Genomic DNA, 11,428 nt, shown 5'->3' on the forward strand with positions numbered 1-11,428 from the left:
AAGCATGAGTCCCGTCATTCTCTTTATCCTTGGTGTCGTCTTTGTGGCGGTCGGCATCGCGGTATCTATTGCGCTGCATGAGGTGGGCCACCTGGTGCCCGCCAAGCTGTTCAAGGTGCGCGTCACCAAGTACATGATCGGCTTCGGTCCCACCATCTGGTCGACCAAAAAGGGTGAGACCGAGTACGGCTTCAAGGCGCTTCCGCTTGGCGGTTATGTGTCGATGATCGGCATGTACCCGCCCAACAAGGTGGACGGTTCCGTGCGCCCGTCCAGCACCGGCATGTTCCAGACGCTGGCCAGCGAGGCCCGTTCCATGGCGCACGAGGATGTGGGACCCGGGGATGAGCACCGCGTGTTCTACCGGCTCCCGGTCTGGAAGAAGATCATCATCATGCTCGGCGGCCCGGCCATGAACCTGCTGATCGGCCTCGTACTCACGGCGGTGCTCCTCATGGGCTTCGGCATTTCCGAGCCCACCACCACCATCGCCGATGTCTCCAAGTGCCAGGTGAAGGTGGGGGAGACCGTCGATCCAAACTCGGCGGACTGCAAGCCGACACCGGCAGCTGCAGCCCAGCTCAAGCCCAACGACGTCATCACCGCCTTCGACGGGAAAACCGTCACCAGCTGGGACCAGCTGACGGGCTGGATCCGTGCTTCCGCCGGCAAGGAAGTGTCCATCACCGTGGTGCGCAACGGCTCGCCGGTGACCAGCACCGTCACCCCCGTGCTGTCCGCACGCCCGGTGGTCGGGGCGGACGGTCGCCAGGCGAAGGACGACGCCGGAAAGCTCCTGTACCAGGACGTCGGCTTCCTGGGCATCGGTGCGCAGACCGCCTTGGTTCCCCAGCCGGCGTCGTCCGTCCTGCCCATGGCAGGGGAGAACATCAAACAGGTGGCCGGGGTGGTGCTCAACCTGCCGGCCCGGGTAGTTGGAGTTGCCAAGGCGGCGTTCAGCGAAGAACCCCGCGACCCCAACGGCCCCATCAGTGTGGTGGGCGTGGGCCGCGTGGCGGGCGAGGTGGCCGCAATGGAGGAAGTGCCGGCCCAGGCGCGGCTTGCCGCCTTGGTGGGACTCCTCGCCGGGCTGAACTTTGCCCTTGCCGTTTTCAACCTGATCCCGCTGCTCCCGCTCGACGGCGGCCACGTGGCCGGCGCACTCTTCGAGGCCGTGCGGCGGCGGGTCGCGAAGCTGTTCGGCAAACCCGACCCGGGCGCGTTTGACATCGCGAAGCTGCTGCCGGTGACCTATGTGGTGGCCGCGCTGCTCATGGGAATGGGCGCGCTGCTGATCTATGCGGACATCGTTAAGCCGGTGAATCTCTTCGGCTGATCTTTTTTTATAAGCTCTTTCCGGCTGATTATCAAAAATCAGCTCGAAATGATTGATCTGTGAATATAAGCCGGATACGGTTTAGTCATGTACGTTCTAACCATCGACCAGCGTGGCAGCACCAATGACGTGGACCGTGTGCCCGAGCTCCTCGGAGCCCTCGCTGGCCATCCCGGTGTCCGCTTTGAACGCTCCGTCGGCGACGAAGTGCAGGGGGTTCTGCAGGACCCGGCCCTCGTGGTCGACGTGGCGCTGCAGGCCCTGCGAAGCGGCCACTGGTACGTGGGAATCGGCGTGGGTCCGGGAACCCTGCCACCGGATGCCAGCCCCCGGGAAGGATCCGGAGCCGCGTTTGTCGCGGCGCGGAGGGCGGTGGAACGGGCCAAGTCGGCCGCGAGCCATGTCCCCGCGGCCGTGGTTGCGGGGAGCCGCGGGCACGAGGCGGCCGAGGCGTGCGCCAACGCCGAGGCGGTGCTGCGGCTGGTCGGGAGGCTGGTGCAGGAGCGGACTGAGGCCCAGTGGCGTGTGGTGGATGCCCTCCGGGCGAAGGGCGGGGCCGGCACCGAGCAGGGTCCTGGACGCCACGGACTGCAGAAACAGACCGCCGGGGAACTGGGAATCAGTGAGCAGTCGGTGAGCCGGGCCGTCCTCCGGTCGGGCTGGCAGGAAGAATGGGCGGCAAGGCCAGCGGTGAAAATGCTGCTGGCGACCGCCCACCGCCTCAATCTTGAGAACCCCACCCCCGAGAACCCCATCTCTGGAAACCAGGACGGCGACGACAACCGAGGAGAACCGTGAACGCTGTCTGGATCGCAGCCGCCCTGCTGACGGCCGGGTTCGTAGGCTGGCCTGTCACAGCGCTGGTTTTCCGCCTGGCCCGCACTATCGACGACAAAGCCGATGCCGCCGCCACAGGCAGGGACGGCGCTGACGATCCGTCGGCGGACGTGACCGTGGACAGTCCCGCCACTGCCGACAGCCGGGCCGCAGACGATAGGGGCAACACGGTGAACGGTGACATCACGGTGGACGCCGGGAGCGCCGCCGCGCCGGAACCCGGAGGCGCGGCTCCGGCCACACGGATTCTCCGGGGCGGGGCCATCATCGGAGTGCTCGAGCGGCTGGCTGTCTGCTTGGCCATCCTCGCCGGGCAGCCCGTGGCCATCGCGTATGTGGTGGCCATCAAGGGCCTGGGCCGGTTCGCGGAGCTCAAGGAAACGCCCGTGGCTGCGGAGCGGTTCATCATCGGCACCCTGGCCTCCATGCTCTGGGCGGCGGGAGTTGCCGCCTTCACAAAGGTCGTGCTCCTCGGCTAGCCCTGCTGCGGGATAGGGTGTCTCTATGACTGTTTTTGCTGTTGAGTACGTATACGACGCCGAGTCCTCCGAAACGCGCGCGGCCACCCGCCCCGCACACCGTGAGTGGACTGCAGGACTGGCGCAGGACGGCACCCTTCTTGCCAGCGGACCCTACGGCGACGGCGCAGGCGCCCTGCTCATTTTCAAGGCGGCCGACGAAGCCGCACTCAACGAGATCCTCCGGCAGGATCCCTTCGCGGCAGCTGGCGTCATTTCCGGCACGCGAACCACCGAATGGGCACCCGTGACCGGTCTCCTGGCTGAGCACGCAGCCTAGCCGCCCCGCACCACCGATTTTCGAATTCAAGGAGTCCACGTGACCTCGGTCAGCCTGGGAATGCCATCCGCACCGCCGCCCGTCCTTGCCCCGCGACGCAAGACGCGTCAGATCAAGGTAGGCTCCGTCGGCGTCGGTTCCGATTTCCCCATCAGCGTGCAGTCGATGACCACCACGCCCACCACGGACATCAACGCCACGCTGCAGCAGATTGCCGAGCTGACGGCCTCCGGCTGTGACATCGTCCGTGTGGCCTGCCCGTCCGCCGATGACGCTGAAGCGCTTCCGATCATCGCCCGGAAGTCGCAGATCCCGGTCATCGCCGACATCCATTTCCAGCCGAAGTACGTCTTCGCGGCCATCGAGGCCGGCTGCGCTGCGGTGCGCGTCAACCCGGGCAACATCCGCAAGTTCGACGACCAGGTCAAGGAGATCGCCAAGGCGGCCAAGGACCACGGCACGTCCATCCGCATCGGCGTGAACGCAGGTTCGCTGGAACCGGGCATCCTGAAGAAGTACGGCAAGGCAACCCCCGAGGCCCTCGTGGAATCCGCGGTCTGGGAAGCCTCACTGTTCGAGGAACACGGCTTCCACGACTTCAAGATCTCCGTGAAGCACAATGACCCGGTGATCATGGTGGCGGCGTACGAGATGCTTGCCGAGAAGGGCGACTGGCCGCTGCACCTGGGCGTCACGGAGGCGGGCCCGGCGTTCCAGGGCACCATCAAGTCAGCCACAGCCTTCGGCGCCCTGCTCTCGCGAGGCATCGGCGACACCATCCGCGTCTCCCTGTCCGCCCCTCCCGTCGAGGAGATCAAGGTGGGCAACCAGATCCTGCAGTCGCTGAACCTGCGCCCCCGCAAGCTGGAAATCGTCTCGTGCCCGTCGTGCGGGCGCGCCCAGGTTGACGTCTACACCCTCGCCGAGCAGGTCACCGCCGGCCTCGAGGGGATGGAGATCCCGCTGCGCGTCGCCGTCATGGGCTGCGTCGTCAATGGTCCGGGCGAAGCACGGGAAGCTGACCTCGGCGTCGCCTCCGGCAATGGCAAGGGCCAGATATTTGTGAAGGGCGAGGTCATCAAGACTGTCCCCGAGAGCCAGATTGTTGAGACACTGATCGAAGAGGCCATGCGTATCGCGGAAGAGATGGGGGAGGCCGATGGCGAAGATGCTGTCAAGGGTAGCCCCGTGGTTAGCGTCTCATAAGGACGGCGCCGCCCCGGACGGTGCCACCGTCCGGGTACTGGGTGTTGGGGACACCCGACAACTGCGCGAACTGGCAGAAATCGATCCCGTTGCCAACGTGTTCATCCTGGCGCACCTGGAGTCAACAGACTCTGCCGCGCCCACCCCGGGCGGAGCCAACGTCCTGGGCGTTTTCGACGACGACGTGCTGGTTGGCGCCTGCTGGGCAGGCGCCAATCTGGTCCCCGTCCAGCTCGACCCCGAGCTTGCCGGACCGGTGGCTGATGCGGCCCACCGCTCCGGGCGCCGGTACGCGTCGATCTTCGGACCGGCCGGAACGGTGCTTGCGTTGCACAGCCGGCTGGAGGAGCTGGGGCACGTGGCCCACGAGGTACGGCCCGACCAGCCCCTCATGACCATTTCCGGCCCCCCGGCCGTTGAACCGAACTGGGCGCTGGGGTACGGGCAGTACGCAGATTTCGACGCCATCCTCCCTGCCTGTGCAGCGATGTTCGAGGAAGAGGTTGGTTACTCGCCCTACCTTGGGGGCCGCGACTTTTACAGCCGCCGGGTGGCAGGCCTGATCCGGCAGGGACACTCCCTGGTCCACCTGAAGGACGGCGAAGTCGTGTTCAAGGCCGAGCTGGGTGCTGTCACCGCCGAGGTCACCCAGGTCCAGGGCGTATGGATGAACCCCGGCCACCGTGGACTCGGGCTGAGCGCCGGCTACATGGCGGCCGTGGTGCTGCTGGCCCAGAAAATGGCGCCCGTGACCAGCCTGTATGTCAACGACTACAACTCCCGGGCGAGGGCGACGTACGAACGCGTAGGTTTCCGGCAGGTGGGGACCTTCGCCACAGTTCTCTTCTAGCTGCGGCCAAGACCCCGGCCAAACCGGATTTGAATCGGTGACCGCTATCACATAGGTTCTTTCTAACCGCGTTTTCGGACTCGGGTGGTCTCAGAGAATTAGCGGCATGACCGGCCGCGAAGCCACGCCACCACAGGGATGACCAGCCGGAAGCGGCCAGGGGCTTCTCCTGCGGGGCGTGGCTTTTCTGTTCAGCAGCCACAGGGTCCGGAAACCTGTACTGCTGCCCAGCCGGTAGATTAGTACCCAGACAATCAGCACTTCCCCCAGAAACGGACACCTACCCGTGGTTCTTCGACTCTCCAAGCTTTTCCTGCGCACCCTGCGTGAAGACCCCGCCGACGCCGAGGTGGCCAGCCACCGGCTGCTCGTGCGCGCGGGCTACATCCGCCGCGCGGCTCCGGGCATCTACACCTGGCTGCCGCTGGGACTGAGCGTCCTGCGGAAGGTGGAACAGATCATCCGCGAAGAGATGGCAGAAATCGGCGCCCAGGAAGTCCACTTCCCCGCGCTGCTCCCGAAGGAACCCTACGAGGCCACCAACCGCTGGACCGAATACGGCGAAGGGCTGTTCCGGCTGAAGGACCGCAAGGGCGGCGACTACCTGCTGGCCCCCACGCACGAGGAGATGTTTACTCTTCTGGTCAAGGACCTGTACTCCTCGTACAAGGACCTGCCACTGAGCATTTACCAGATCCAGAACAAGTACCGCGACGAGGCACGTCCGCGCGCCGGCCTCCTCCGCGGCCGCGAATTCATCATGAAGGACTCGTACTCGTTCGACGTCGACGACGCCGGGCTGGACGCCAGCTACGCCGCCCACCGGGCGGCGTACCTGAAGATCTTCGAGCGGCTGGGCCTGGAAGTGATTCCCGTGACGGCCACGGCCGGTGCCATGGGCGGCTCCAAGAGCGAGGAATTCCTGCACCCCACCGACGTCGGTGAGGACACCTTCGTGCGGTCGGCCGGCGGCTACGCCGCCAACGTCGAAGCCGTGACCACGGTGGTTCCGGCCGAGATCGACTTCACCAATGCTCCGGCGGCGGAAATCCGCGATACCCCGAACACCCCCACGATCGACACGCTCGTGGCTGCCTCCAACGAACTCGTGCCGCGCAGCGAGGCCGACGGCGGTCCCTGGACTGCCGCTGACACGCTCAAAAACGTTGTTCTCGCCGTCACCCTGCCCACCGGGGAGCGCCAGATCGTGGTCCTCGGCGTCCCCGGCGACCGGGGTGTCGACCTCAAGCGCGTCGAGGCCAGCATCGGCGCCTACCTCCCTGTCGCCGGTGAAATCGCCGTTGAAGCCGCGGGCGAGGAGGACCTGGCCCGCAACCCGCTCATCGTGCGCGGTTACCTCGGCCCGGGCATGTCCCAGAACGCCCCCCTCCTTGGCCTGGAAGGCGCCGCCAAGCTCCTGTACCTGGTGGATCCGCGCGTCGTCAACGGCACGGCCTGGGTGACCGGCGCCAACATGGCCGGCAAGCACGTGTTCGGGCTCGTCGCGGGACGCGACTTCACCTGGGATGGCGTCATCGAATGCACCGAAGTGCGCGCCGGTGACGAAGCCCCGGACGGCTCCGGACCGCTCGAGACTGCACGCGGCATCGAGATGGGACACATCTTCGCGCTGGGCCGCAAGTACGCCGAAGCGCTGGAACTGAAGGTCCTTGACCAGAACGGCAAGCAGGTGGTGGTCACCATGGGCTCCTACGGCGTGGGCGTTACCCGTGCCGTGGCCGCCCTGGCGGAATCCAACCACGACGCCAAGGGCCTCGTATGGCCCCGCTCCGTGGCTCCGGCCGACGTGCATGTCGTCGCAGTCGGCCGCGGCGAGGAGATCTTCGCCGCTGCTGAGCAGCTCGCCCTCGAGCTGGAAGGCGCGGGCCTGGAGGTCATTTACGACGACCGGCCCAAGGTGTCCCCGGGCGTCAAGTTCGGCGACGCCGAGCTTGTGGGCGTGCCCACCATCCTTGCCGTCGGTAAGGGACTGGCGGACGGCGTCGTCGAAATCAAGGACCGCCGCAGCGGCGAGGCTGAGAACGTGGCCGTGGACAAGGCCGTTGACTACGTGGTCAACGCCGTCCGCAGCAACTGACGCCCGACCCCCTAAGTGGTTTCCGGGTTCGAATCGATCCAGCTCGCCACTATCGTCCTGATAGTGGTGGCTGGCTTCTCCGCAGGCTGGGTGGACGCCGTCGTGGGCGGCGGCGGCCTGCTGCAGCTGCCGGCGCTGCTGCTCGTGCCGGGGATCACCCCGGTACAGGCATTGGGCACCAACAAGATGGGCTCCATCTTCGGCACCACCACCAGCGCCGTGACCTACTACGGCCGCGTCCGACCCGATCTGCGGACGGCATTGCCGATGGCCGTGATCGCGTTGGCCGGCAGCTTTGGCGGGGCGCTGCTGGCCACCCGGCTGCCGGCGGAGGTGTTCAAGCCGATCATCGTGGTGGCCCTGGTCGCCGTCGCGCTGTTCACGGCTCTTAAGCCCGACGCCGGCCACGTCACCGAGCTCCGGCACGACGGTCACACGCATTATGTAGTGGCCTGTGCCATCGGCGCCGTCATCGGGTTCTACGACGGCCTGATTGGACCGGGCACCGGATCGTTCCTGGTGATCGCGCTGGTCTCGGCGATGGGGTATGCGTTCCTGGAGGCAAGTGCCAAGGCGAAAATCGTCAACGTGGCCACGAACGCCGGGGCGCTCATATTTTTCCTCCCGCACGGCTCCCTGCTCTGGGGGGTCGGCCTGCTGCTGGGCGCGGCGAACATGGCCGGTGGCTACCTCGGCGCGCGCACTGCTGTGAAGCAGGGCAGCAAATTCGTGCGCGTGGTGTTCCTCGTGGTGGTTTTTGCCCTGATCGTCAAGCTCGCCTTCGATGTCTGGCAGGAGAACTTCGCCTGAGCTGAACGCGTCCTCGCGGGCGGTCCCGGGACGGCGTAGCATGCCTCTATGTCAGCAGGTGCGGAACCGTACCGGGACACCTTGGCCGCAGCCGTCCGGCACGCCATGCGCTGGCTGGAAAGCCAGCCCAGCCGCCGGGTAGGTCCGCAGAAGGCAGCCCGGGAACTTGCCGCAGCGTTCGACGGAGCGCTGCCACAGTCCGGCATGGCCCCGGCCGACGTAGTGGACTACCTGGCCAGTCACGCCGAACCGGGCCTCATGGCCATGCCGTCCGGACGCTTTTTCGGCTGGGTCATCGGCGGCACCCTCCCGGCCGCCATGGCGGCCGACTGGCTGGTCAGTTCCTGGGACCAGAACTCGGTGCTCCGCTACGCCACCCCTGCCATCGCCGCCATCGAGGATGCCGCCGGCCACTGGCTGCTGCAGCTGTTGGGCCTGCCGGAGGAGTCCGACGTCGGTTTTGTCACCGGGGCCACCATGGCCAACTTCACCGGGCTGGCGGCCGCCCGGTGGCGGCTCCTCAAGGACGCCGGCTGGGACCTGGAACGCGACGGGCTTTTCGGGGCGCCCCGTATCCACTGCCTGGTGGGGGAGGAACGGCACGAGACCGTGGACCTAGCGCTGCGCTACCTGGGCCTGGGAAGACCCACCGTGGTTCCGGCCGACAGGCAGGGACGCATCGACGCCGCCGAGCTGGACTGTGCCCTGGACCGGATCGCCCTGGAACATGCTTCTGCGGTTGATGCCGGCGCCGCTCCAGCCGGCGCCGCCCAACCCGGCGGAGCCCACGGACGTGGACCTGCCCTGGTGCTGGTGTGCCTGCAGGCCGGAAACCTCCACTCCGGAGCCTTCGACCCCTTCGCGGCAGCCATTGCGGTGTCCAAGGCACACGGTGCCTGGGTGCATGTGGACGGGGCCTTCGGGCTCTGGGCTGCGGCGGTACCCGAACTCGCGGGGCTGACCGCCGGTGTGGCGCGGGCCGACTCGTGGGCCACCGACGCCCACAAAAGCCTCAACGTCCCCTACGACTGCGGCGTCGTCGCCGTTCGGGACGCGCAGGCGCTGCGCAGCGCGATGGGGCTCAACGCCAGCTACCTCCTCCAGGATGCCGACGGCACCGGAGATCCCAGCCAGCGGGTTCCCGAGCTCTCCCGCAGGGCCAGGGGGGTGCCGGTCTGGGCAGCGCTGAGGTCCCTGGGCAGGGACGGCGTGGCCGAACAGATACGCCGTCTGGCCTCGTCCGCCGCCCAGCTCGCGGAAAAGCTCACCGCAATTGACGGGGTGGAAGTGCTCAACGACGTCGGCTACACGCAGATCACGGTGGCTTTCGGCGATGACGCCACAACCCGGCGCGTGGCGGACCGGCTCATTGCCGACGGCAGGGTGTGGATGTCCGGATCCCGCTGGCACGGCAGGGACGTGGTGCGCATATCTGTCAGCAACTGGACCACCGACGCCGACGACGTCGCTACCGCTGTGGAGGCCGTGCGGGCAGCCGTCGAAGCGGTCCGCTAGGGGTCCGGGCCTAACGGCCCTGCGGCGGGGAGGCATTCATGGCGTCCTCGCCCGGTTCGGGCAAGTCGTGGGCAGCCGGAAGCCCGTCCAGGGTCCGCCCTGCAAGTGTGCTGGCCACCCACAGCGAGCGTGCCGTGTCGCCGCCGTGGCCCGGCCTCGAGGCGTAGTGCAGGGCGTTGTCCACCTCCCGGGCCAGGCTCCACTGCCGAGCCACTTCCGGGTCAAGCCCGGCCGCGACACTGAAGTCATGGCACCTCGCCAGCAGGCCGGCGGCCGGATCCGATGCGGGCAGGTCCGGTATCCGGTTCCAGAGCAGGGGAGCCACGGCGAATTCCGCCTCACCGACCATCGGCTGGGGGTCGATGGCGGCGAAGCCGTCGGTGACGGTAGTTCCGGCCGTTGTGCTTCCAGGTCCAGGCCCGGGCGCTTCCGGTCTGGCCAGGATGTTGAGGTAGTGGAAGTCCGTGTTCACCAGGACGTCCACGGAGGAGCGGCGGCCCACAGCGCCCCTGGTCTGACAAACCTCGAGTGCTGCCTCCAGCAGCCACCGGGGAAACGGACGGCCCAGTTGTTCCCATTCGGCGGGCAGGTCGTCGCTCCACTGTTCGGCCCGGGCGGCCACGTGCACGAATTCCTGCCACTGGGGCCGGCCGTCGGGCGCCAGGCTCAGCTGCCGCATCAGACCGCCCCACACCTCAACGGCGGTGTCCATCGGCTCTGTCCGGAGCGACCTGACCGCGTCCAGGCGCTCAAGGAGCATGGAACACGTTCCGGCGTCGGAAGCCAGCAACTTCACCGCGCCGCGGCCGTTCCACAGGGCCAGCGCGTGGCGTTCCACTAGCGCTTCATCATGCGGAAAGGCCACCTTCAGTACCGCATCCGATCCTGCCGCGCGGACCGGCACCACAACACCGCCGTGTCCGCTCCACGGAAGAGCTCCCGGTTCAAGGTCAAGCTCAAGCTGCCACTGGTCCAGCCGGCCGCGGATCATTTCCGGCAGCGACGCCAGCCAGGCCCTGCCGGCGCTGCTGCGGGAATAGCGGCGCGTCAGGTCCGGAGGGATGGGAACGTCTGCTGGCGGGCTCACAGCACCAGCGTAGTAGAGCGGACCCCGCGGATTGGGTAGGTGGAAGGGGGCGGGCCGGGTACGCCTACACGATGCCGCTGGCGCCCAGCAGATTGCCGATGGTGAACGTCGCGGCCAGGGCAAGGCCGCCGCCCACCACCACGCGTGCCCCCGCCCGGGTTTTCGAGCCACCGCCGATCCACGCGCCGACGGCGCCCGTCACGGCCAGGGCAAGCAGTACGGCTCCAAACGTCACTGCAACCCGAATGTTTTCCGGAGGCAGCAGGATGGCGAGCATCGGCAGTATGGCACCCAGCGTGAAGGCGATGGCTGACGCAAAGGCGGCATGCCAGGGGCTGACGATGTCCTGTTCATCGATGTTGAGCTCCGCGGAAAGGTGCGCGGCCAGGGCATCGTGCTCGGTCAGTTCCCGGGCTACATTCCGCGCTGTTTCCTCGCTGAGGCCCTTGCTCCGGTAGATCGCGGCGAGCTCCAGCAGCTCCTCTTCCGGTTCCTCAGCCAGTTCGCGCCGTTCCTTCTCGATCAGCGCCTTCTGGCTGTCGCTCTGGCTGCTGACCGAGACGTACTCGCCCAGGGCCATGGATACAGCACCGCCGACGAGTCCGGCAGCACCGGCAGCGAGGATGGGGCCGTGCTCGCTGGTCGCGCCGGCGACGCCCACCACAATTGCCGCGACCGACACGATCCCGTCGTTGGCTCCGAGGACCCCGGCACGCAGCCAGTTCAGGCGGTGCACGATGTCGTTGTTGTGGGGCTCATTCTCGTGCAGCCCGTCAGGGGGCAACGCCGGTTTGTCCGCTGATTCCATGGGTCCAGCAAACCACTTGGGGGCAGCCGCCTGCCAGTGGAAATGTCATCGGCCGACTCCGTACAACCCGGCCGCCGGCGGCC

General features: G+C 67.2%; 11 protein-coding genes. 9 read left to right on the forward strand and 2 right to left on the reverse strand.

Annotation, left to right across the window (positions count from 1 at the left end):
- Nucleotides 1–4 precede the first annotated feature (4 nt).
- The 9 genes from ACFRAU_RS18135 (at nucleotide 5) to ACFRAU_RS18175 (ending at nucleotide 9,450) form a co-directional block, all read left to right on the forward strand.
- Nucleotides 5–1,336, forward strand: a complete 1,332-nt coding sequence (locus ACFRAU_RS18135; RefSeq protein ID WP_377994193.1) for a M50 family metallopeptidase — start codon at nucleotides 5–7, stop codon at nucleotides 1,334–1,336.
- 87 nt (nucleotides 1,337–1,423) lie between these two features.
- Nucleotides 1,424–2,134 (forward strand): MarR family transcriptional regulator, encoded by a 711-nt coding sequence (locus ACFRAU_RS18140; protein ID WP_377994194.1) that lies wholly within the window; start codon nucleotides 1,424–1,426, stop codon nucleotides 2,132–2,134.
- Entirely contained in the window at nucleotides 2,131–2,652 is a 522-nt protein-coding gene (locus tag ACFRAU_RS18145; RefSeq protein ID WP_377994195.1) for a hypothetical protein, read from the forward strand. Before ACFRAU_RS18140 ends, ACFRAU_RS18145 begins: the two co-directional genes overlap by 4 nt.
- 25 nt (nucleotides 2,653–2,677) lie before the next feature.
- Nucleotides 2,678–2,971: a YciI family protein gene (locus ACFRAU_RS18150; RefSeq protein ID WP_377990890.1), complete on the forward strand. Its 294-nt coding sequence runs from the start codon at nucleotides 2,678–2,680 to the stop codon at nucleotides 2,969–2,971.
- A gap of 39 nt (nucleotides 2,972–3,010) precedes the next feature.
- Nucleotides 3,011–4,177 carry a flavodoxin-dependent (E)-4-hydroxy-3-methylbut-2-enyl-diphosphate synthase gene (gene ispG / locus ACFRAU_RS18155; protein ID WP_377994196.1) on the forward strand — a complete coding sequence of 389 codons (1,167 nt, stop codon included), beginning with the start codon at nucleotides 3,011–3,013 and terminating at the stop codon, nucleotides 4,175–4,177.
- Complete coding sequence (locus tag ACFRAU_RS18160; protein WP_378000968.1) at nucleotides 4,140–5,027, forward strand: GNAT family N-acetyltransferase; 888 nt, start codon at nucleotides 4,140–4,142, stop codon at nucleotides 5,025–5,027. The genes ispG and ACFRAU_RS18160 overlap by 38 nt, the downstream gene beginning before the upstream one ends.
- A 286-nt stretch (nucleotides 5,028–5,313) precedes the next feature.
- Nucleotides 5,314–7,125, forward strand: coding sequence for a proline--tRNA ligase (locus tag ACFRAU_RS18165; RefSeq protein WP_378000946.1), 1,812 nt, complete (start codon nucleotides 5,314–5,316; stop codon nucleotides 7,123–7,125).
- A gap of 15 nt (nucleotides 7,126–7,140) precedes the next feature.
- The gene (locus ACFRAU_RS18170; protein ID WP_378000947.1) at nucleotides 7,141–7,935 is read left to right on the forward strand and encodes a sulfite exporter TauE/SafE family protein; all 795 of its coding nucleotides are present in this window, start codon (nucleotides 7,141–7,143) and stop codon (nucleotides 7,933–7,935) included.
- Between the two features lie 48 nt (nucleotides 7,936–7,983).
- Nucleotides 7,984–9,450 carry a pyridoxal phosphate-dependent decarboxylase family protein gene (locus tag ACFRAU_RS18175; protein WP_378000948.1) on the forward strand — a complete coding sequence of 489 codons (1,467 nt, stop codon included), beginning with the start codon at nucleotides 7,984–7,986 and terminating at the stop codon, nucleotides 9,448–9,450.
- Between the two features lie 10 nt (nucleotides 9,451–9,460).
- Here ACFRAU_RS18175 and ACFRAU_RS18180 read toward each other — a convergent pair whose 3' ends face one another.
- Nucleotides 9,461–10,537, reverse strand: coding sequence for an aminoglycoside phosphotransferase family protein (locus ACFRAU_RS18180; RefSeq protein ID WP_377994200.1), 1,077 nt, complete (start codon nucleotides 10,535–10,537; stop codon nucleotides 9,461–9,463).
- Nucleotides 10,538–10,601: 64 nt separating this feature from the next.
- Nucleotides 10,602–11,345, reverse strand: a complete 744-nt coding sequence (locus tag ACFRAU_RS18185) for a VIT family protein (protein WP_378000949.1) — start codon at nucleotides 11,343–11,345, stop codon at nucleotides 10,602–10,604.
- Nucleotides 11,346–11,428 lie beyond the last annotated feature (83 nt).

The sequence above is a fragment of the Arthrobacter sp. NPDC056691 genome (assembly GCF_042791415.1).
Lineage (GTDB): Bacteria > Actinomycetota > Actinomycetes > Actinomycetales > Micrococcaceae > Arthrobacter.

What these genes read in the sequence shown, in the direction of transcription:
- ACFRAU_RS18140 (WP_377994194.1), top strand. Translation starts at nt 1,424, where the DNA reads ATGTACGTTCTAACCATCGACCAGCGTGGCAGCACCAATGACGTGGAC.
- ACFRAU_RS18160 (WP_378000968.1), top strand. Translation starts at nt 4,140, where the DNA reads ATGCTGTCAAGGGTAGCCCCGTGGTTAGCGTCTCATAAGGACGGCGCC.
- ACFRAU_RS18135 (WP_377994193.1), top strand. Translation starts at nt 5, where the DNA reads ATGAGTCCCGTCATTCTCTTTATCCTTGGTGTCGTCTTTGTGGCGGTC.
- ACFRAU_RS18175 (WP_378000948.1), top strand. Translation starts at nt 7,984, where the DNA reads ATGTCAGCAGGTGCGGAACCGTACCGGGACACCTTGGCCGCAGCCGTC.
- ACFRAU_RS18150 (WP_377990890.1), top strand. Translation starts at nt 2,678, where the DNA reads ATGACTGTTTTTGCTGTTGAGTACGTATACGACGCCGAGTCCTCCGAA.
- ACFRAU_RS18185 (WP_378000949.1), bottom strand. Translation starts at nt 11,345, where the DNA reads ATGGAATCAGCGGACAAACCGGCGTTGCCCCCTGACGGGCTGCACGAG.